This window comes from Parafrankia sp. EAN1pec (assembly GCF_000018005.1).
GTDB classification, from domain to species: domain Bacteria; phylum Actinomycetota; class Actinomycetes; order Frankiales; family Frankiaceae; genus Parafrankia; species Parafrankia soli.
This window is the reverse complement of the sequence record NC_009921.1, coordinates 501,226-521,942: the sequence shown is the minus strand read 5'-3', so window position 1 is coordinate 521,942 and position 20,717 is coordinate 501,226. Positions and strand designations below refer to the sequence as shown.

Sequence of the window (20,717 nt, the reverse complement as noted above, 5' to 3'; positions counted from 1 at the left end):
ACAGACCGCCGCACCAGCACCGGCTCCACCGCGACGGCCGACGACAATGAGCCGGCGGCGGGTGGCGGCAGGAATCGTCCCGACGCCGCGGGAACCCGGCGCGGCCCGCTGACGTGTACCGCGCCGCGGGATAACCGACCACCCACCCCACCGGGAACGTTCCCGTCCACGGCGGCGCCACGGCCCCCAACGGCCCCGTGCACGCCCGATCCCCACGCAGCGTAACCCCGGGGCAGGGTGCGCGGATGAACCACCGCCAGCCGACGCGCAACGCTCTTACCGCACCCCACCCACCCCAGAACCGCAGAAAAGTAACAGACCGTAACCATCGTTGGGGCGGTGGCGGGCCCTCAGATCCCGGCCTAGACAGACAAAGGCGACACCCAAAACAAGATCGTTCCCAGCACGCCAACGCGAAATGCGCACACCATGCGCACACCAACCCGTTTTGATCTTGTCAAAATGATCTTTGACTTTGTAAAACCGCAGGTCAGGGGCTATCTGTCTGGAGCCGGCGAGGGGACTCGAACCCCTAACCGCTCGATTACAAGACGAGCCACCGTGTATCCGGGCGTACCGGAACGTGTTGCACCGTGCCGCAAAATCCGAGGTCAGGGCGATTTACGTGCCGGAACGTGCCGGCGCGTGCCGCGTCGTGCCGGCACATCCGCGCACACAATGCGCACACACGCCGCCCGGGTGCGGCGCACGACACACCGGTATGGCAGACATGTATAGCTTTCTGGGCACAAAGCCCGCCCCGACTACGGTACGTAGTTGATTGCGGCCTAGTGTGGGATCTGCGCGGAGACCGCGGGCCGGATCGGGGGGCGCAGTACTCAGCGGAGCGGGAGTCGACGGACCCGTACGTGGGTGGTGCTGAGCGATATGACGACGCCCTGTTCGAGGTCGGCTTCCAGCGCAGGCAGATTGGCCAGCAGCAGGGCGGCTTGTGCGTCGGGCTTGAGCTGGTCGCCGGATCGGAGCAGGACCAGCGAGGGAGCGGTGCCCCGGCTGAGTGCGAGCAGAGTCGTGAAGTCGCTGTCGGCCGAGATGATCGAACGTCTCTCGGCGACGGCGAACGCGCTGACCTCGGTATCCGGGGAACCGCCAAGCCCGTGCTCGAGGACGTGTGTTGTGTCGATGCCCTTGTCGCGCAGCAGTTCGGCGACCCGCGGTGAGAGGTTCTCGTCGACGAGAAACCTCATGCGGCGATGAACGGACGCTCTTGCGGCATTGTCTCCGCCGCGAACGCGAGAGCGGCGAGCACGTCGTCGCGGGTGAGCGACGGATAGTCGGCGAGCAGCTCCTCGACCGTCGAGCCGGCCGCGAGCTGGCCCAGCACCGCGGACACGGTGACCCGGGTACCGCGAATCGCCGGCGCGCCCGCCATGATCGCGGGATCGGCGGTGATGCGGCTGACGACGGCCATGGCCACGAGTCTACCGTCGGAAGCCTGTTGCATCGGCGGAGTCCGGCACCGCGGATCCTGATCAGTCGTGACGGCACTGTTGCACCGGCAGCGCCCGTTGTCCGAGAGGGCTCTGTTGCGTCCGGCGAAGGCGGGGCATGCCAGGGGCCGGGGCATCTGCTGGTCAGACGGCTGCGGCGAGCCTGCACCCTTCCCAGACTCCGCCTGCTACTCGGCCGTACCGACACGGACACCCGACCGCGGCTCCGCCTCGTCTAGGGGAGTAGGGGACTGTTTCAAGATCTTGGAACAGTCCCCTCGTGACCACTTCGTTGCCCTGCCATGGGTTTCATGGGGGACGCGTGTCGATTGGTGGTCCGACGGTCGCGCTGGTACGGATCCCTTGCCCGGGCTGCGGGCGGTATGCAGCCGGGCAAGACGCGGCCGGAGCTAGGTTCAGCGCGATGAATCCGCAGGTAGGCGGCTTGGAATGTCTAGGTGTCGAGCGAGATGCACGGCGCCACGATGTTCGGGTAGTGGTTCGTATTGTGGACGGTTCTGTCCGCCGACACGGATCTCAAACCGCAGATCGCCACCACCTACAACTCCTACCCGGGCACGGTCGCGAACCGGTCAACCTCACCCTGCTCAGCACAGTGCGGCGGCAGCCCCGCAACGGTCCTGACGGGTCTGTTGCATCCAGCGATGGCAGCCGATCTTGACCGTAAATCTTCTCGCGAACAGGCGTGCTGACGGCCTCCGCGGCCACTCTCGAGCATCCTGCCGGCAGGCTGAGAGGTCTTCAGACCGGAAGATTTGCGGTCAAGATCGGCTGGTTCGGCTGGATGCAACAGACCCCGCGGGCCTCCTCACCGATGCGCTCACGGTGTGCCTCCACCAGGACGTCGTAGATCCCCAACACCGGCCCAGGTTCTCGTCGAGGGTCATCTCGGCGAGCAGCAGGTCGACCCGCTCGCCCATCGGACGCGACCGATCGCGCGTCAAGGGACCGGCGAAGGCGCCCCGGCCCGCGCTTCGCGCCGGTCGCGGGCCAACACCCGGAAGACAACCACCGCGACCGTCATGGTCAGCCCCATGACGAGGCCGATCGGGCCGATCGAGCCGACGCCGAGTAGTCCGGCCACCGGCGCGGTCGCGCCGGCCAGGCCGAAGTTCGCGGCGCCCATCAGCGCGGCGGCGGTTCCGGCCCTCTCCCCGTGCGGGGCCATGCCGATCACCTGCAGGCAGGGCCCGACGGCGCCTGCCAGGAGGAAGTAGAGCGCCGTCACGAAGGTCACCACCACCACGTTCTCGCCGGCGAATGCCGCGAGCAGCAGGGTGAAGCCGAGGAAGCCGAGCGAGGGCAGTACGTATCGGAGCAGCCGCCGCGGCCCGATCCGGGTGACGAGCCGCGCTGACGTCTGCGCCCCGATCACGAAGCCCACCGCGTTCGCCGCGAAGACCAGGCTGTACCGCTGGGCGGAGAGGCCGTACGTCTCCTGGAAGAGGAACGACGACGAACTCATGTAGGTGAAGACGCTGGAGACCAGCAGACCACCGGCGAGGGCGGCGCCGACGAAGCCGCGATCCGTCACCAGCACGCGGTAACGCCCGAGCGGCGCCCCCGCTCGCCGCACCAACGGGGCCGTCTCCCGGACCAGGAACGCCGCGACGGCGAGCACCGCCAAGCCGTAGAGCGCGATGCAGACGAACAAGCCTCGCCAGGACATGTGGCTCAGCATCAGCGAACCGGCGAAAGGTGCGACAACCGGCGCGAGCCCGGTCACCACGGCGAGCCGGGCTGCCATCCGCACGAACAGGGCACCGTCGAAGAGGTCGCGCACCATGGCCAGGGCCACGACGCCGCTGCCGGCGGCTCCGGCGCCCTGCAGCAGCCGGAAGACGAGCATGACTTCGACGGTGGGCGCCGCGGCGACGCCCAGGCTGCCGGCCACGTGCAGGGCGGTGGCCACCAGCAGGGGCCGGCGCCGCCCGATGCTGTCGCTCCACGGGCCGATGGCCAGCTGGCCCAGCGCGAAGCCGATGGTGGTGGCCGTCAGCGTGAGCTGCACGGCGGCTGCGCTCGTGCCGAAGTCGGCTTGGACGAGCGGGAACGCCGGAATGTAGAAGTCGACCGTGAACGGCCCGAGCGCGACGAGGAAGCCGAGCACGAGCAGGGTGCGGCGTGCGGAATTCACGGGGGCCCTTGTCGATCGGGCAGCCGGTCAACGGCTGCGCACTGCCCCCGGAGGGTCGTTGCCGGCCAGTCCGTGCAACGTTCTACAAAACAGCGTAGGCGGTATGGGAAGCCATCGTCAAGGAGGTGTCAGGCGGTCGTGTCGCGAGCCACCAGGCGCGGCGCGATGAGGTAGTGCACCGGTTGGGTGCGGCCGTCGATGCGCTCCAGCAGCAACCGGGCGCTGCGGGAACCGGTGAGCTGGGCCGACTGGTCGATCGTGGTCAGCGAGATGCGGCCGATCGTCGACATGTAGATATTGTCGTACCCGGCGACGCTGAGGTCTTCCGGAACCCGCAGCCCGAGTTCCTCGGCCGCGCGCAGCACGCCCAGCGCGGCGATGTCCGCGCCGGCGAAGATGGCGGTCGGCGGGATGGGACGGGCCAGCGCTTGCCGGGCGGCCTCGTATCCGCCTTCTTCCGAGTAGCTGGTGACGATGACGTCCGGCTCCAGCCCGTGCCTTCGCATCGTCTCCTCGTAGCCGTCGAGCCGTGGCGTGTGCGACAGGACGTACGGGCGTTCCAGGCCGCCCGAGGGCTGGCTGGTGTGCACGATGCGCCGGTGCCCGAGGGCCACCAGGCGGTCGACCATGAGGCGGGCGCCCTCGAAGTCGTCGCCGACGATCGTGTCGAAGGTGCCGGAGCCGCCATGCCGGGCCAGCACGACCGTCGGCAGGCTCGCGCCCAGCTTCTCCAGCCACGCCTGCTCCATCCAGGGCGCGATGACGATCAGCCCGTCGACCTGCCGGTCGATCAAGGCCTCGATGCTGCGCTTCTGCCGGTCGGGCGAGGTGCCGGCGGCGATCAGGATCTCCTGGTACGGCGTCGGCTCGAACTGTGCCGTGATGCCGTTGATGATCTGCGGCTGGAACGGCGAGGTCAGCTCGGTGAGCATCACGCCGACGGAGTACGAGCGGCCGCGCATGGCCCGGGCGCCGGTGTGCGGGCGGTAGCCGAGCGCGTCGATGGCGGCGGTGACCTTCTCCCGCATACCCTCGCTGACGCCATACGCGTCCCGGACGACCTTGGAGACGGCCGAGACCGACACGCCGGCCTCGCGTGCCACGTCCTGGATGGTGACGCGGCGCGCCTCCTGGCTGTCCGGCGTCGAGACCACCCGCCGATCCTATGGGTGCGGGCGTGCTCGCGAGAGGAAGGACCGCTCGGCGCCCTCGACCACCCGCGCGGACCCCACCACGGCGAACGAGCCCGCCAGCGACCGGTCGTCGGAGTCGAGGCCGACGAAGACGTCCACCAGGGCCGGCTCGACCGCCACCTGGCGGGCGAGACTGGTGTACGCCAGTTGCGAGGCGTCGATCTCGAACGTGACGCGGCGGCTCTCGCCGGCGGCCAGCTCGACCCGGGTGAAGCCGGCGAGCTGCTGGGCGGGCCGGGTCACCGGTGAGGTGTTGACCCGCAGGTAGAGCTGCATCACCGTGGCCCCGTCCCGTGGCCCCGTGTTGGCGACGGTGGCGCTGACGTGGGCCGTGCCGTACGCGTCGATGTCGGCACCGCAGTCGAGGTCGCTCAGCGCGAACGTGGTGTAGCTCAGCCCATGGGCGAACGGCCACAACGGCGTCGCCTCCAGGTCGAGATAGTGGCGGGAGACGCTGGGCGGCAACGGATTGCGGTAGCCCGACCCGGCCTTCTGGTGGTGGTAGACCGGGATCTGGCCGCTGTGCCGGGGCAGGCTGTACGGCATCTTGCCGCAGGGGTTGACCACGCCGAAGAGCACGTCGGCGATCGCCTGGGTGCCGAACGGTCCGGCGTACGGGGCGACGACGATGGCCGCGGCGTCCTGGATGACCTTCGGCAGCGCGTAGGCCCGGCCCTGCACGAGCACGACCGCCAGCGGGGTGCCGGTGGCCGCCACTGCCTCGGCCAGCCGCACCTGCGCCGCCGGCAGGGTGATGTCCGCGGTGTCGCTGGCCTCCCCCTCGGTCCGCTCCCCCGTGAACCACAGGCTCGCCCCGCCCAGCGCCAGCACGACGACGTCCGCCGCCCGCGCCGCCTCGACCGCCGGGTCGAGAGAACCTAGATCCTCGGTCAGGGTGCAGCCGCGCTCGACCCGGACCGTGCGGGCGTGATCACCGATCTCAGCCGCCAGCGAGGGAGCCACGCTGTCGCCGTCCCACGCTCCGAACAGGGCCGAATACCAGGCCGACACGGTCTCCTCGGCGCCGTTCATGGTGCCGAGCTCGCCGCGCATCACGGCCTCGTTGGCCTCGCGCCACGACACGTACGTATAGGTCGGGAACTGGAACGTCGGCGCGTCGGCGTGCGGCCCGATGACGGCGATGTCGAGCCCGCCGGGGGTCAGGGGCAGGATGCCGTTGTTCTGGCCGAGCACGATCGAGCGCCGGGCCAGCTCCAACGACAGGTCGGCGCCCTCGCGGGCCGCCGCGGCCACGTCGATGCTCTCCACCGGGTACGGGTGCTCGAAGAGCCCGACCTCGAACTTCGCCCGCAGGACCCGGCGGACGCAGTTGTCGACGTGCCGCACGTCGACGACCCCGCGCTCGACCTCGGCGGCGAGCACGTCGCCGTACCCGTACGGATTGGGCATCTCGACGTCGAGCCCGGCCCGGATGGCCAGGCGGCCGGCCTCGGCCGCGTCCTTCGCGATCCGCTGCCGGTCGACGAGCTGCTCGAGGGTGGTGTAGTCGGAGGAGACGAAGCCGTCGAAGCCGAGCGTGTCGCGCAGCAGGTCCTGCAGCACCTCCGGCGAGGCCCCGGCGGGTACGCCGTCGACGTCGGCGTACGAGTTCATCACCGACCGCAGCCCGGCCAGGCGAATCGCCGCCTCGAACGGATAGGCGAACAGGTCACGCGTGCGCCGGGCGCCGGACTCGAAGGCCGACAGGTTCAGGCCGCCCGGCGGCGCCGCGTATCCCAGGAAGTGCTTGCCGGTGGCCATCACGCCCTGCGAGACGTCGGTCCCCTGCAGGCCGCGCACATAGGCCACCCCCAAGGCCGCACAGAGGTACGGGTCCTCACCGAACGTCTCGTGCACGCGTCCCCACCGCGGGTCGAGGGCCACGTCGAGCACCGGTGACAGCGCGTGCATCAGACCGGTGCGGCGCATCTGCCGCCGGATCAGGTCGGTCATCTCTTCGACGAGGTCGGGGCTCCATCCGGCGGCGAGCCCTGTGCCGGAGGGGAACACCATGTGCCCACCGTTGAGGAAGCCGCTGAGCGCCTCGGCGTGGAAGAGCACCGGAATTCCGAGCCGGCTACGGGACAGCACCTGTTTCTGGATCGTGCCGACCATCGCGGCCAACTGCGCCGGGTCGTCGAGGATCAGCTGCGCCACATGCCCGGGCGGATGGCGCAGCACGTCCTCGGCGCCGTCGGCGTCGGTGCCGTCGGCCTTCACCAGCGACCACGCCATCCGGGCGGTGAGCTGATGGCATTTCTCGGCGGTGGTCATCTCGGCCAGCAGCAGCTCGGCCCGGTGGCCGGCCTCCAGGTGCTCGTCGCGCCAGGTGGGGCTCATGGGTAGTCCTCCACACGCCATTCGTCGTGCCAGTCGAGGAGGGCGCGTTCCCCGTCGAACCGGAAGGGTAGCCAGACGTAGTCGGCGATCGACGTGTCGATCTCCGTGAGCTCGGACCACGGGCCGTCGTGATGGCCGCCGAACGGGGCGAACCGCTCGGCGTGCATGGCGATCGCCGCCTCGCTGGAAGCGGTGTAGCGCGGCAGCCAGCGGTCGGCCAGCGCGATGTACAGGTCCTGCTTGTGCGGGTGCCGGAAGACCGAGCTGATTTGCGACTGGTAGGAACTACGGCTCGGGTCGCCGGGGTGCGGGTCGTTGAGGACCGTCCACGGGCCGTGGTAGCTGGGGGCGACGGCGACCTCGGACGGGTTCGGGTAGTAGCCGGTCGTGCCCGAGGTGACGAGATAGTGCCGGCCGTTCCGGGCGAAATAGGCGGGCGCTTCCCGGACGTACGGCGGTTGCACCAGCGGGAAGTGGGTGGAGTAATACCCGGTGACGCCGATGTAGTCGTCGGTCAGGTCGGCACAGATCAGCTCGCTGTGCACGCGCTCGAAGTAGTAGTAGCCCTTGCCGTCGGTCGGGTCGACGACCAGGTCGAAGTCCCCGGCGTTCATGCCCAAGGGCTTCAGATCTTTCCCGACCATTTGGTACGGGCCCAGAATGTCGTCCGCCACGAGGACCGTCGAGCGTTGCCCGGCCGGGGACATGACCTTGACCCAGCAGACGTACCGCCACGAGCCCGAATGACGCAGGATATGCGGCCGGTCCATCGACATGGCCGGGTGCAGTGGTGCGGAGGGGTCGTCCACCTCGGGCGGGATGATCAGGCCACGGTCGGTCCAGTTGTAGAGGTCCGGTGACGAATAGCAGCGGACTCCCCAGTGCCAGATGCCGCTGCCCGGCGTCGAGCGTTCCTTGTTCTCGCCGTACCAGTAGAACGTGCCGTCGACGTGCAGAAGGGAGCCACCGTGGGCCTGGATCCGCTTGCCGTCGGTGTCGAGCCAGACCTGGCCGGGCGTGAAGGACGTCCGCATCAGGCCTTCACCAGCCGCACGGCTTGGTAGGGCTTGGCCGGCAGCGGGACGACCGCGAGGGTTTCGTACGTGCCGGGCAGCCGCTCGACGGTGCACTCCCAGGTGTCCAGGACGTCAACGTGCCAGCGGCCCGGGGGCAGGAGGATATGACGCTCCCTCGGCCGGCCGAGGCCGTAGTAGTTGACCAGGTACTCGTCCTGGACACCGGCCCACGGCAGGTCGTAGTCGGACGGTAGAGGCTCGAGCACACCGGTCGGTGAGGCGGCGACGATCTCGGCCAGGAAGCCGATCCGGCGCGGGCTCGTGCCGGTCAACTGACCGCCCTTCGCCCACCAGATCCTCTCCTCGGCGTTCCAGTACGTTTCGCCGTGACCGACGTAACCGCCGCGCACCGCGCCTTCCCAGAATCGGCGCAGCATCTCCTCGCCGGTCAGGTTGCCCCAGTCGAACTCGAGGTCGCCCTCGTAACCGGTCTCGTCGATGACCACCGGCTTGCCCCAGCGCTCGCGCCAGCCGGTGACCTCCTCGACCCGGCCGTGCTGGACGCTGGCGTGGGTGATCCACGGCCGGGTGTGGTCGAAGTGCTCGATGAAGTTGTGGATGGACACCGGGTGCCCGTGCGGGTCCTCGGCGGTGAGGGTCTCACCGATCCGGTCCCAGTCCGCGATCGTCTTGCCGGGTACCGCGTCGTACTCGTTGGCCAGCGAGAACCAGACGTGCGCGTAGCCGGCCAGGCGCCGCACGAGGTACCTGACGACTCGCTCGTCCACCGCCCGTCCCAGATCGGAGAAACCCCATTTGTCGTACGGGTGGAAGAGGATGACGTCGGCCTCGATGCCGAGTTCACCGAGACGGCGAACCTGCTCGTCGAGGCGCGCGAAGAACTCGACGTCGAACCGCGTGTGGTCGAAGGAGCCGTTGACCCGTGGGAACGGGAACTGGACGGGCTCGGCGTTGTTGAAGACGAAATGCTTGGGGAACAGGCACATACGCAGCTTGGTGAAGGGCGACGCGGCCAGCGTTTCCAGCGTCTGCTCCTGCGTCTTGTCGTCCTGGTGGTTCCAGGCGTACGCGGTGGTCCCCCACGGCCGGTAACGGGTTCCGTCCGCGTACGCAAAATGGAAGCCGTCCACCCGGACCGGCCCGTGCGCTCCCGGCGCCGCCGGGCCTACGGTCACCTCGCCCTCGATCCCGTCCAGCGCCGGGGTCGTGGAGGAGGTCACGAACTGCCACGTCCCCTCCTGTTCGGCGAGCGCCCGCAGCCGGTAGGTTCCGTCGCCGTCATAGAAGCCGCCGACCGTCCAGGACCGCTCGCCGCACCGGAACTCGGCGGTCAGCTCGACGTCGATGAACGGGTTCCCGTCCGACGGACCGCTCAGCTGGATCTCCAGCAGCCCCCACCGCGTGGGTGAGCCTGCGACGGTCCACGGCGCCGACGCGTGCGGCGCCGATACGCCGACCGCCGATGGCGCGATGGCGGCGGCGTGCGGCCGGAGAATGACCGGTTCCATCAGCGCGTCGATCTCGGCCCAGAACGCCGCCCTGGCCTGCTCGTCATCGCGCAGCCCCGGGGTCACCCGCAGGAAGAACAGGACGAGAAGCTCACGGACGTCGGCGCGGTCGACGGCCTGCGGCAGGAACCGTTCCAGTACGTCTCGTCCGCCCGGCGCGTCGAGCACCTGCCCGACGGTGATGAAATGCGTCAGCATGGAGACTCCTCAGCGGGGGTGGACGACGACGCGGACCCGATCCAGGTTTTCGACCATGGCGAACGACTCCGCGTGGCCGGACCGGGACGCGGCCACTTTGAGGGACACGTAGTAGGTGCCGGGTTCGGTGAACCGGTGGCTGGCGGTGAAGCCCGTGGTGGCCGGTGTGAAGGTGCCGGATCCGGTGACGTCCCAGCCGGCGGAGACGATCCTTCCGGCGCCGGGCGGTGTCGCGACCTGGGCCCGGAAGTCGACCTTCTCGCCGGCATTGACGTCGACGCGGTCGCGGCCGCGGACGGTGAGGTCGACGACGGGCTGGATGCCGCGCCGCTGGGCGGCCGTCGACGGGACGCGCACCTGGCCGCCGGTGACCGTGTAACGCGTGGACTGCGGTGGGCGCACGCCGCGCTCGGCCCAGGCCGCGAGGTCGCGCAGCGCCTGCTCCACGATCGGGTCGTACGAGACGATCCGGCTGGCCTTGGCCCCGGTGACCGGGCCTTCGAGATGGTCGGCGTTGTCGTTGTAGTACAGGCGGAAGTCGCCCGGGGACTGGACGCGGCGGGCGTACCAGTCGGCGTGCCACGGGTACGCGTCGCTGTCGACCAGGTTGTCGACCACGATGACCTTGCCGTTGATCCGGCCGGTGTAGGTGCCGCCGCCGGCGACGCTGGTCGCGATCGCCGGGCCGACCAGCAACGGCCGCTGCGGATAGCGGCCGCGCAGCGAGTCGAAGACGTCGTAACCCTCGCCCGCCGGCGGGACCTGGTGGCGGTAGTAGGAGGGCAGGGCGACGGCCCAGCGGTCGCCGGTCCGGGCAAGCTCGGCCCGGACGATGTCGCCGAGCGCCGACTGCTCGGTGCCGAGGTAGCCGGGCTTGGACCAGAAGTCGTCGGCGTACGTGGGGTCGAGCTGCTTGATCACGGCGCCGAAGCCGAGCAGGCCGTCCGGCGCCGACAGGCCGAGAACGTAGTCAGGGTCGGCCCAGGCCTTGAGTGGAACGCCCAGGCTCGTGGTCTCGTGCAGCATCGCCGCCTGCACCGGTGTGAGGCCGGTGTACGGGTTACCGGAGCCGCCCGGGCGTACGGCGTCCGCGATCTGGTCGGCCACGTCCCGCAGGACCATCCGGGCCTGCGCGCGCACGAAGAAGTTGATGGGGATGGAGGTGGGCACGCCGAGCACGACCGGGACCGCGCCCTCCCACACTCCGGTGGTGTTCTCGATGGCGCCGACGGTCTGGAAGGAGCCGCCGGACGGGCCGTACAGGTAGCCGTAGATTCGCCGGGACCCGGACCGGTAGTAGGCGGCCGCCGCGGTCTCGGCGAACTTCGCGGCCGCGGCGGCGTGGCGGTAGCCGCCTGTGCCGCTGGTCTGGAGGGTGTACGCGCCGCTGGCGGCCCCGAAGGCGACCGACCGGTCGAGGGCGTTCTCGGTCGAGATCGGGTACGTGTACTGGAAGAAGCGGCCCTGCCACTGCCTGGCCGGCGGCAGGTAGATCGTGAACTTGACTCCCGTACCGTCGAAGTGCCCGGACACCCGGCGATGCGTGACCGGGGTGCTCAGGTCCTGCTCGCTGTCGACGACAGGGTCGGCGTAGAGCGGGTCGACACAGCCGGGCGTGACCTGAACCGGCCCGCCGGGCGTGGCGGCGGCGCAGTCGGGCGGTGCGGCCGACGCGGCACCGGCCGGGACGAGGATGAGGCCGGCGGTGAGAAGGAGAGAGCTCAGGACAGCTTTCATGGCTGCTCCTGGGGGCGGTAGGTCACCGACCGGACGTGCGGTCCGGCGGTGGCGAGCATGCGGCCGGTGAACCCGGACGCGACTTCGGTGGAGAGGTAGCGCCCGTCGAGGCGGGCGAGTTCGTGCGAGCCGGCGGAGAGGACAATCTCGTCGGGCCCGGCGTCGCGTGACGGCGGTGGCACCGCCTCGATCCGCAGGACCGTGTGACCATCCGCGACGGGGAGCGTGGCGAGGACGGCGCCGAGGTCACCGACGCGGGCCGTCGCCTCGACCCGGTCGTGGTGGCGGGTCAGGCCGTACGCGTGCCGGTCGTCGATGCGCACCTCGAAGCGGCCCGGGCCGTCGAGCGTCGCTTCGGCGGACCAGCGCAGATCGCGCACCCGGGTGCACCGCAGGCCGCTGCCGTCGGCGACCCAGCGCAGATGCGGCGGTGAGTCACCGAACACCTCCGTAAAGCCGGTGTCGAGCGGTGGGACCTGGTAGCGGTCCTCGTCGAAAACCGGCCAGCCGTCCACCCAGTCGATGCCGGCCAGGAACGTCTCCCGGCCCAGGACGTGGAAGCCCGGCGTCCAGCCGCGCGGCCGGGTACCCAGATAGACGGCGGCCCAGCCGCCGCCCGGCGCGCGGACCAGGTCGGCGTGGCCGGTGTTCTGCACCGGGTGGATGGTGCTGCGGTGGCTCAGGATCGGGTTGGCCGCACAGCCCTCGAAGGGCCCGGACGGGTGCGGGCCGCGCGCGACGGTGACGGCGTGCCCGCGCTCGGTGCCGCCCTCGGCGAGCAGCAGGTACCAGAGGCCGTCGATGGCGTACAGATGCGGCCCTTCGGCCGCGGCGAGTCCGCTGCCCTGCCAGATCGGGTACGCCGGGGCGAGGAACTTGCCCGACGAGATGTCGAGCGGGGCCTGGCGGATGCCGATCTCGCCGTCGGCGAGGCTCATCGCCTTCCAGCTCAGGTAGCACGTGCCGTCGTCGTCCCAGGCGAGGTCCGGGTCGATGCCGATCGCCTCGGGCACCCGAACCGGCTCGCTCCACGGGCCGGCCGGGTCGTCGGCGGTGACGATCAGCTGGCCGCCGTCGAAGTCGCTGACGTTCGTGGTGACGTAGACGAAACGCCCGTCGTGATGCCGCAGCGTCCCGGCGTACAGCCCGGAGGACGGGCGGCAGTCGCCGCGGGCGAACTGGCTGCGGCGGGTCAGGATGTGGCCGATCTGCGTCCAGCGGATCAGGTCGCGGCTGTGCCAGATCGGCGCGCCGGGAAAGTACTCGAAGCTGGAATGGGCCAGGTAATAGTCGTCACCGACTCGGCAGACCGTCGGGTCGGGATAGAAGCCCGCAATGATCGGCTCAGGCATCGGTCACCGCCCCTCGGAGCGCGACACCGGGTCAGCCACGAGCCAGCGGTGGTCGCCGTGGCCGACCGTCACGGGCTGCTCCGCGCCCGGCACGTGCACCTCGGCCGACGCGCCGACCGGCACGTGCACGTCGAGCCGCAGGTGGCCGGCCGAGCGAAGCCAGGACACCGAGGCTTTCCCGTACGGGGTCAGATGGGTGGCCGCAGCGCCGGTGAGCTCCGGCGTCAGCCGGGGGTGCACGAGCAGGCGCCGATATCCGGGAGCGGCGGGTGCGAGCCCGGCCACCGTGCGGTGCAGCCAGTCGGCCACGGCGCCCAGGGCGTAGTGGTTGAAGGAGGTCATCTCCCCCGGGTTGATGGTGCCGTCCGGGCGCATGCTGTCCCAGCGTTCCCACACCGTGGTGGCGCCCATGGTGACCGGGTAGAGCCAGGACGGGCACTGCGTTTGCAACAACAGGCGGTACGCGACGTCGAGGTGGCCCGTGCTGGTGAGGGCGTCGCAGACCAGTGGCGTGCCGACGAAGCCGGTGGCGATGTGGAACCCGCCGTCGCGCACGAGCTCGGCCAGCCGGTGCCCGGCCGCCACGCGCTGCTCCGCCTCCGGCAGCAGATCCCACTCGATGGCCAGCGCGTACAGGGTCTGCGCGTCGGAGTGGATCCGGCCCTGCGGCGTCACGAAGGCCCGGACGAAGGCGGCCCGTACCTCGTCGGTCAGCGTGCGGTATTTCTCCGCGTCGGCGGCCCGGCCGAGCAGGCGGGCCGATTCGGCCACGATCCACGACGAGCGGGCGAAGTGGGCGGTGGCCACCACGTCGGGGTCGGCCTTGGCCCGGCCGGGGTTTTCCGGCGGAGCTGTCGGGTCGAGCCAGTCACCGAACTGGAAGCCGCCGCGCCAGAGCCGGTCCGGGCCGGCCAGGGCGGCGACCTTGTCGACCCAGGCGCTCATGCTCGGCAGTTGCCGTTCGAGCATCTGCAGGTCGCCGGTGCGCTGGTAGAGCGTCCAGGGCACGACGGTGGCGGCGTCGCCCCAGGCCGCCGCGGGCGTGCGGAACTCCGGGGCGCGATCGATTTCGGGGACGACGTGCGGCACCGAGCCGTCGGGGCGCTGCTCGGCGGCCAGGTCGGCCAGCCAGGAGCGCAGCAGGCCGGCGGTGTCGTACAGGAAGGTCGCGGTCGGCCCGAAGATCTGGATGTCGCCGGTCCAGCCGAGGCGCTCGTCGCGCTGCGGGCAGTCGGTGGGCAGGTCGACGAAGTTGCCGCGGGTGCTCCAGACGACGTTCTCGTGCAGCTGGTTCAGTTGTTCGTGCGAGGAGGAGAACCAGCCGGTGCGGCGCAGGTCCGAGCCGACGACGACCAGCGCGATGTCCTGCTCGCGCAGGTCCGGCACTCCGGTGACCTCGGCGTAGCGGAAGCCGTGCAACGTCAGCGAGGGCTCGAGCACCTCGTCGTGGCCCGACAGCACCCAGGTGTCGGTGGCGCGGGCCGATCGCAGCGGCCGGGTGCCCAGTTCCTTGTCTTCCAGCACCTCGGCGTGGCGGACCACGACCGTCGTTCCCGCGGGCAGGTCCCGGACGCGCAGGCGGATCCATCCGACGGCGTTCTGGCCGAAGTCGACGAGCGTCTTGCCGGCCGGGGAGGTCCACACCTTGCGGGCGGGCAGCACGCTGGTCGGCCGGATCGGAGGGCCGTCCGGGGCGACGAGCCGCGTCAGATCGCCCTCGACGATGTCGACGCCGGTCGCCGGTGCGTCGTGCGGGCGCAGGTCGGTCGTCTGGCCGTCGTACAGGTCGTCGGCCAGCACCTCGCTCGGCCGGGCATGCCAGGTGCCGTCGGTCGCCAGTACGCGGACGGCGCCGTCGAAGGTGGTGATCTCCAGCTGGGCGAGCAGGGCGAGGCGGTCGCCGTAGATCGCGCGCTGGTTGGTCCAGCCGAGCCGTCCGCGGTACCAGCCGTTGCCGAGCACGAACTCCAGGACGTTCTCGCCCGGCCGGATCAGGGTCGTGACGTCGTAGACGTGGTAGCGCAGCCGGTGCTCGTACGATGTCCAACCCGGCGCGAGGACGGTGTCGTCGACGCGGCGGCCGTTGATCGACGGTACGTAGATGCCGTGGGCGGTGGCGTACAGCCGAGCGCTGCGGACCGGCCCGGGCACCTCGACGTGGCCGACGACGACGGGCGCCCGTTCGCCCGGGTCGACCGGGCTGATGAAGCGCGCTGTCCAGTCGGCCGCGTCCAGCAGGCCCGCCTCGACGGTGGCCGCTTCGCTCCACGGGCTCCAGTGATCGCCGTACGCCACCCGGACCTTGACCTCGGCCCGCTCGCGTGAGCGCAACGGCCGGGCCGGCCATGGGACCAGCACCTGCTCGGCGCTGCGCACGGTGAAGACCTTGCCGGCGACCTGGACCTCGTAGGCCGTCTGGCGCCAGCCCTCCTCCGCGCGCGTGACGGTCCAGGAGAGCCGGGGGGCTGGTGCGCCGAGGCCGAGCACCGGGCCGGGCTCGGTGCGGTGTTCGAAACGAGGTGCGCAGGGCTGAACCATGCAGAGACTCCCGTGACGAGGGGTGGAAGGTCAGAGGGCCAGGCGCAGCCGGCGCCGCTCGCGCTGCTTGCGCGGGTCGGCGACCGGCGCGGCCATCTGCAGCCGGCGGGTGTATTCGTGCCGCGGTGCGGTCGCGACCTGGTTCGCCGCACCGAGTTCGACGATCTCTCCGCGATACAGGACGGCGATGCGGTCGCTGATCTCGTTGACGACGCCGAGGTCGTGGCTGATGAACAGGTAGGCCACCCCGGTCGCCTCCTGGATGTCGCGGAACAGGCGCAACACGCGCGCCTGCGTGGTCACGTCGAGCGCGCTCGACGGCTCGTCGCAGACGATCACCGCCGGATCCAGGGCGAGGGCGCGGGCGATGGCCACCCGCTGGCGCTGCCCGCCGGAGAACTCCCGCGGGTATCGGTTCGCCGCGTCAGCGGGCAGGCCGACCGCGTCCAACAGCTCTTTCACGCGGGTGCGTCCGCCCTCGACACCGGCCGTGGTGAGCGGTTCGACGAGGATGTCGCCGACCGTCATGGACGGGTTGAGTGACGAGTACGGGTCCTGGAAGACGACCTGCACGTCGCGGGCGAGCTCGCGGCGGCGGGCCCGGGGGACGTTGCTGATGATCTCGCTGCGGAACTCGACCGTGCCCTCGCTGACCGGGGCCAGGCCGAGGATGGCCCGCCCGATGGTGGTCTTGCCCGAGCCGGACTCGCCGACCAGGCTCAAGGTCTCGCCGGCGGCGAGGTCGAAGGAGACGCCGTGGATGACGGTGGTCGAGGTCCGCCGGCGGCCGGCGAACCGGACGACCAGGTCGCGGACGCGCAGCAGCGGTTGATCGGTCATGTCAGATCTCCATCAGCTCGACGCTGCGGGAGGACGAGAGCAGTTCCCGGGTGTACGCCTGTTGCGGGGACTCGAAGATGGCGTCGACGTCGGCGCGTTCGACGATGTTTCCTTCCTTCATCACGCTCACGGTGTCGCACAGATCCGCGACGACGCCGAGGTTGTGGGTCACCAGGATCATGGCCAGACCGCGCTCCTGGCTCAGTTCGCGCAGCAGTTCGAGGACCTCGGCCTGGACGGTGACGTCGAGGGCGGTGGTGGGCTCGTCGGCCACGATGACGTCCGGGTCGGCGGCGACCGCGCCGCAGATCAGCACGCGCTGGGCCATGCCACCCGAGATCTCGTGCGGGTACAGGCCCATCACCCACTCGGGATCGGTGATGCCCACCCGGACCAGTAATTTGATGATCCGCTCCCGGGCCTGTTTCGCGTCGAGAGTGGTTACCGCGCGCAGCCCGTACGTCAACTGTTTGCCGATGGTGAAGGACGGGTCCAGATTGGACATCGGCTCCTGCGGAACGTACGCGATGCGGCGCCCGCGGGCCGCCCGCATCTTCGCGACGTCGGCCAGCAGATCCTCGCCGTCGAGCAGGACGCTGCCGCCCAGGACCAGCGCCTCGCGCGGGAGGAGGCCCAGGGTGGCGAAGGCGATCTGCGACTTGCCGGAGCCGGACTCCCCCACCAGGCCGTGGATCTCGCCGCGCCGCACATCCAGGTCGGCGCCGTGCACTACCTCCCGGATCTCCCCGCCGGCCATCGGGTAGGCGACCCGCAGTCCCCGGACGGAGAGCACGACATCGTTGGAGCTCCCGACGAGGATCGAGTCCTCGGTCGGCTCGACCTGCTGCGCCGCCGTCACCGCAGCGCGGCGGGCCCGTAGCGACAGTGTCTTGCTGCGGGCCGAGGACTGCAGGACGTCGCTGAGCGCGTTGCCGAGCAGCACCAGGGCCAGGATGGTGAGGCTGATCAGCAGCGCCGGCCAGACCACGGCCCACCGGTTGTTGTAGATGCCGTTGAACGAGTTCTGCAGCACGATGCCCCACGACGCCCCGGCCGGGTCACCGAGGCCGAGGAAGGACACGCCGGCCTCGATGCCGATGCCCGCGGCCAGCACGAACGAGCTCTGGATGATGACCGGCGCCCGTACGGCCCAGAGCACGTGCCGGCCGACGATCCGCAGGTCGGACAGGCCGGCCACGCGGGCCGCGTCGACGTAGAGCTCGTTGCGCACGCCCAGCACGACGTTGCGGACCAGGCGGTAGTAGGTGGGGGCGATCAGCAGGCCGAAGACGGCCATCGCGGCCGGGATGTTCGGGCCGGTCAGGGCGTACAGGGCGATCAGCAGAACGATGCCGGGCAGCGACATGACCACGTCGGAGACGAAGCCCGCCGCGACCTCGAACCGCCCACGATAGAAGCCGGCCACCAAGCCGCTGGTGACACCGACAGCCAGCGAGATCACCAGGATGATGGCGCACGCCAGGACGGTCTGCCGCGAGCCCCACATGAGCCGGGACAGGATGTCGCGGCCGGCGCTGTCCCCGCCGAGCAGGTGCCCGTCGCTGAACGGCGCGGCGTTGGTGGCGTCGAGGTCGGTTTCGGTCGGCGAGTACGGCGCCAGCCACTGGCTGGTCACCGCGACCAGCACGACCGGGGCGAGAAAGGCCAGGCACACGGCGCCCTGCGGGTTGCGCAGGAGTTGCCGGAACACCCGGCGCCGGGTGTCGCCCACTACCCGTTCGGCGGTCATCGGATCCTCGCCTTCGGGTTCAGCACAGTGGTGGCCAGGTCACCGAGGAAGTTCACGACCAGGACGATCACGATCGTCACGAGCACGGTGCCCATCACCATGGGCACGTCGTTGACCTGGGCCGACTGGTTGGCCAGCTGGCCCATGCCGGGCAGCGCGAACACCTGCTCGACGAAGACCGCCCCGCCCAGCAGGCCCAGCGTGGTCAGGCTGAGCACTGTCAGACCGGGTCCGGCGGAGTTGCGCAGCACGTGCCGGAAGATCACGTGCCGTTCGCTGATCCCGCGGGCCCGTAACGTACGGATGTAGTCACGGCCCAGCGTGTCCAGCACCGCGGTCCGGAACTGCGCGGCCGCGCTGGCCACCGCACCGACCAGCAGCGCCAGCACCGGCAGGGTCACCGACTTCGCCCAGCCCGAGACGCTGATCTCGGGCGTGACGTAGCCGGTGGCCGGCAGCACCCGCCAGGCGATGGCGAAGGTGAAGACCAGGACGATGGCGATGATGAACGACGGGATCGCGGTGCCCAGCACGGTCACGAACTGCAGGAGACGGTCGACCCAGCCGCCCTTGACGGCGGCCGTGACGCCGAGCAGCACGCTGAGCACGACCGCCAGGAGCAGGGTGATGATCACCAGGGCGAGGGTGACCGGCACCCTCGACGAGAGCGCCTCGGTCACCGACTGTCCGGTGTAGAACGACTCGCCGAGGTCGCCGGTGACCGCGTCGCGCAGCCAATGCCAGTACTGCACCAGCAGCGGCTGGTCGAGACCGAGAGTGACGACCTCACGCTGGACGTCCTCCGGCCGGGCGTTCAGGCCCAGCACCGCCCGGGCGATGCCGTCCCCGTTACCGAACATCAGCGTGAACGTGGCGAAGGTGACCACCAGCAGCACGGCCAGCGAGCGCGCGAGGTTCTTCAGCAGCGTGAGCATCATCGCAGGTCTCCCGGCTACTTGAAGTCGCGCAGCTTCGGGGTCAGCGCCTCGTGGTCCGAGACGTGATCGATCTTCACGTCCGGGCTGTGCGCGTAGAACCCGTCGGGGTTGACCATCGGCGCGAACCAGGCCTGCTCAATGACGTACCTGTTGATGTCCTGCTGGGCGGTCTTGCGGGTGGCCTCGTCGCCGGTGAGGATCTTCTCCCACAGACCATCCACCGTCGCGTCGGGTTGGTGCTCGAGGTTCCAGTAGCCGGTCGAGCGCACCACGACGTCGATGTCGAGCAGCGACTGGCCGAAGTTGCCGAGCTGCCACAGGACCACCGGGTAGGTGCCGCTGAGCAGGTCACCGATCGCGTTCGCGCCGGAGAGCGGCACCTGCTTGACCTTGATGCCGAGCAGGCCGAGCTGCTGCGTCACGTACGGCATGAGGGTCTCGTGGTTCTGACCGGCCATGGTCGGCAGGCTCAGGTCGAAGCCGCTGGCGTAGCCGGCCTCGGCCATCAGTGCCTTGGCCTTGGTGACATCGAAGGGGTACGGGTCCGCCATGCCGTCGATGTACGCGTCGCTGCCGGGCCGGAAGATCTGGTACGCCGGTTTGCCGTGACCCTGGTAGAGGTTCTTCACCATGGCGTCACGGTCGAAGACCATGTTGATCGCCTGGCGCACCTTCAGGCTGCCCAGAGCCGGGACCTCCTTACCCAGGTGATCGGTGAGCAACAGGCGCGTCGTCTGGCCCTGCATCGTCACCACGTTCAGACCTGAGGCCTCGACCTCGTTGTAGCTGGCCGCCGTGATCAGCGAGCCGTCGACCTGCCCGGTCTTCAGGGCGCTGACGCGCGCGGTCTCGCTCTCGATGACCTTCAAAACCAGTTTCTTGTACGGGTAAGCGGCAGTGTTCCAGTGGCTCTCGTTCTTGGTGAACGTGTACACCGAGCCGCGGGTAGTGGCGGTTTCGTCCAGGACGTACGGACCGGATCCGACCGGCTTGTCGTTGACCTTGCCGGAGTCGAGCAGCGCCTTGGTGGTGATCTTCGGGTTGCAGACCCGTTGAATGATCATGGGCTGCGGCTCGGGCCAGGTGAGGGTGATGTTCTGCGCGTCCGGAGCGTCGGTCTTGAGGCCCTTGTAGTCGCCCTGGGACCCGCCGTGCGAGGTGAGGTACTGGAACGATGCCGCGATGGCGGCCGAGTCGACCGGCGTGCCGTCGGAGAACTTCTGGCCCTCGCGGATGTGCGCGGTGAAGGACTTGCCGTCCGCGCTGACCGTCCACTTGTCGGCGATGTCGGCCTCCGGCTTGCCGAAGGCATCGCACTTGATCAGGGTGTCCCAGATGGCTTCCGGTCCCCAGCCCTGGTATCCTGGCTGGTTCGAGGGGTCCCAGCCGGTGATGTCGGCCGACATGGCGAGCGTGAGCGTGTTCTTGGTGGCGCCGGCGGACGACTCGGCACCTGGCGCCGCTTCTCCGGTGCACCCGGCCAGCAGCGCGGCGAGTGGCGCGGCGAGCGCCACCGCCGAGGCGACGAGTGCTAACTTACTGCGTCGCATGAGGAACTCCTTCGAGGGTGCCGCAGACGGGGCACTCGGGCTTCGAGGGGAGGAGATTTGTGCAACGTTCCACGCGGCACTGTAGGGACGTGCGTCACAGCCCGTCAATAGCCCTGCCGAAACCCCG

General features: G+C 70.0%; 14 protein-coding genes. All 14 read right to left on the bottom strand.

Annotated elements, in window-relative coordinates:
* Window positions 1–839: 839 nt before the first annotated feature.
* The gene (locus tag FRANEAN1_RS02140) at window positions 840–1,208 is read right to left on the bottom strand and encodes a DUF5615 family PIN-like protein (RefSeq protein WP_012157881.1); all 369 of its coding nucleotides are present in this window, start codon (window positions 1,206–1,208) and stop codon (window positions 840–842) included.
* Window positions 1,205–1,432 (bottom strand): DUF433 domain-containing protein, encoded by a 228-nt coding sequence (locus tag FRANEAN1_RS02135; protein WP_041253616.1) that lies wholly within the window; start codon window positions 1,430–1,432, stop codon window positions 1,205–1,207. The genes FRANEAN1_RS02140 and FRANEAN1_RS02135 overlap by 4 nt, the downstream gene beginning before the upstream one ends.
* 980 nt (window positions 1,433–2,412) lie before the next feature.
* Complete coding sequence (locus FRANEAN1_RS02130; protein WP_012157878.1) at window positions 2,413–3,609, bottom strand: multidrug effflux MFS transporter; 1,197 nt, start codon at window positions 3,607–3,609, stop codon at window positions 2,413–2,415.
* A gap of 128 nt (window positions 3,610–3,737) precedes the next feature.
* On the bottom strand, window positions 3,738–4,763 hold the full coding sequence (locus tag FRANEAN1_RS02125) for a LacI family DNA-binding transcriptional regulator (protein ID WP_012157877.1): 1,026 nt from the start codon (window positions 4,761–4,763) through the stop codon (window positions 3,738–3,740).
* A 9-nt stretch (window positions 4,764–4,772) separates the two neighbouring features.
* Window positions 4,773–7,142, bottom strand: a complete 2,370-nt coding sequence (locus tag FRANEAN1_RS02120; RefSeq protein WP_012157876.1) for a glycoside hydrolase family 3 N-terminal domain-containing protein — start codon at window positions 7,140–7,142, stop codon at window positions 4,773–4,775.
* Window positions 7,139–8,176 (bottom strand): family 43 glycosylhydrolase, encoded by a 1,038-nt coding sequence (locus tag FRANEAN1_RS02115; protein ID WP_012157875.1) that lies wholly within the window; start codon window positions 8,174–8,176, stop codon window positions 7,139–7,141. Before FRANEAN1_RS02115 ends, FRANEAN1_RS02120 begins: the two co-directional genes overlap by 4 nt.
* Window positions 8,176–9,885 (bottom strand): DUF5605 domain-containing protein, encoded by a 1,710-nt coding sequence (locus FRANEAN1_RS02110; protein ID WP_012157874.1) that lies wholly within the window; start codon window positions 9,883–9,885, stop codon window positions 8,176–8,178. The genes FRANEAN1_RS02115 and FRANEAN1_RS02110 overlap by 1 nt, the downstream gene beginning before the upstream one ends.
* A gap of 9 nt (window positions 9,886–9,894) precedes the next feature.
* Window positions 9,895–11,622: a PKD domain-containing protein gene (locus FRANEAN1_RS02105; protein WP_012157873.1), complete on the bottom strand. Its 1,728-nt coding sequence runs from the start codon at window positions 11,620–11,622 to the stop codon at window positions 9,895–9,897.
* The gene (locus FRANEAN1_RS02100; RefSeq protein ID WP_012157872.1) at window positions 11,619–12,974 is read right to left on the bottom strand and encodes a glycoside hydrolase family 43 protein; all 1,356 of its coding nucleotides are present in this window, start codon (window positions 12,972–12,974) and stop codon (window positions 11,619–11,621) included. Before FRANEAN1_RS02100 ends, FRANEAN1_RS02105 begins: the two co-directional genes overlap by 4 nt.
* Window positions 12,975–12,977: 3 nt before the next feature.
* Window positions 12,978–15,512, bottom strand: coding sequence for an alpha-L-rhamnosidase (locus tag FRANEAN1_RS02095; RefSeq protein WP_012157871.1), 2,535 nt, complete (start codon window positions 15,510–15,512; stop codon window positions 12,978–12,980).
* A 30-nt stretch (window positions 15,513–15,542) separates the two neighbouring features.
* Window positions 15,543–16,352 (bottom strand): ATP-binding cassette domain-containing protein, encoded by an 810-nt coding sequence (locus FRANEAN1_RS02090; protein ID WP_012157870.1) that lies wholly within the window; start codon window positions 16,350–16,352, stop codon window positions 15,543–15,545.
* A gap of 1 nt (window position 16,353) precedes the next feature.
* Window positions 16,354–18,102 (bottom strand): dipeptide/oligopeptide/nickel ABC transporter permease/ATP-binding protein, encoded by a 1,749-nt coding sequence (locus FRANEAN1_RS02085; RefSeq protein WP_012157869.1) that lies wholly within the window; start codon window positions 18,100–18,102, stop codon window positions 16,354–16,356.
* Window positions 18,099–19,040, bottom strand: coding sequence for an ABC transporter permease (locus FRANEAN1_RS02080; protein WP_012157868.1), 942 nt, complete (start codon window positions 19,038–19,040; stop codon window positions 18,099–18,101). Before FRANEAN1_RS02080 ends, FRANEAN1_RS02085 begins: the two co-directional genes overlap by 4 nt.
* A gap of 14 nt (window positions 19,041–19,054) precedes the next feature.
* Window positions 19,055–20,590: an ABC transporter substrate-binding protein gene (locus FRANEAN1_RS02075; protein ID WP_012157867.1), complete on the bottom strand. Its 1,536-nt coding sequence runs from the start codon at window positions 20,588–20,590 to the stop codon at window positions 19,055–19,057.
* Between the last annotated feature and the right edge of the window lie 127 nt (window positions 20,591–20,717).

Excerpts from the sequence above, each read along its gene's own strand:
- FRANEAN1_RS02140 (WP_012157881.1), bottom strand. The coding sequence starts at position 1,208 with ATGAGGTTTCTCGTCGACGAGAACCTCTCACCGCGGGTCGCCGAACTG.
- FRANEAN1_RS02135 (WP_041253616.1), bottom strand. The coding sequence starts at position 1,432 with ATGGCCGTCGTCAGCCGCATCACCGCCGATCCCGCGATCATGGCGGGC.
- FRANEAN1_RS02120 (WP_012157876.1), bottom strand. The coding sequence starts at position 7,142 with ATGAGCCCCACCTGGCGCGACGAGCACCTGGAGGCCGGCCACCGGGCC.
- FRANEAN1_RS02115 (WP_012157875.1), bottom strand. The coding sequence starts at position 8,176 with ATGCGGACGTCCTTCACGCCCGGCCAGGTCTGGCTCGACACCGACGGC.
- FRANEAN1_RS02110 (WP_012157874.1), bottom strand. The coding sequence starts at position 9,885 with ATGCTGACGCATTTCATCACCGTCGGGCAGGTGCTCGACGCGCCGGGC.
- FRANEAN1_RS02105 (WP_012157873.1), bottom strand. The coding sequence starts at position 11,622 with ATGAAAGCTGTCCTGAGCTCTCTCCTTCTCACCGCCGGCCTCATCCTC.
- FRANEAN1_RS02100 (WP_012157872.1), bottom strand. The coding sequence starts at position 12,974 with ATGCCTGAGCCGATCATTGCGGGCTTCTATCCCGACCCGACGGTCTGC.
- FRANEAN1_RS02095 (WP_012157871.1), bottom strand. The coding sequence starts at position 15,512 with ATGGTTCAGCCCTGCGCACCTCGTTTCGAACACCGCACCGAGCCCGGC.
- FRANEAN1_RS02090 (WP_012157870.1), bottom strand. The coding sequence starts at position 16,352 with ATGACCGATCAACCGCTGCTGCGCGTCCGCGACCTGGTCGTCCGGTTC.
- FRANEAN1_RS02085 (WP_012157869.1), bottom strand. The coding sequence starts at position 18,102 with ATGACCGCCGAACGGGTAGTGGGCGACACCCGGCGCCGGGTGTTCCGG.
- FRANEAN1_RS02080 (WP_012157868.1), bottom strand. The coding sequence starts at position 19,040 with ATGATGCTCACGCTGCTGAAGAACCTCGCGCGCTCGCTGGCCGTGCTG.
- FRANEAN1_RS02075 (WP_012157867.1), bottom strand. The coding sequence starts at position 20,590 with ATGCGACGCAGTAAGTTAGCACTCGTCGCCTCGGCGGTGGCGCTCGCC.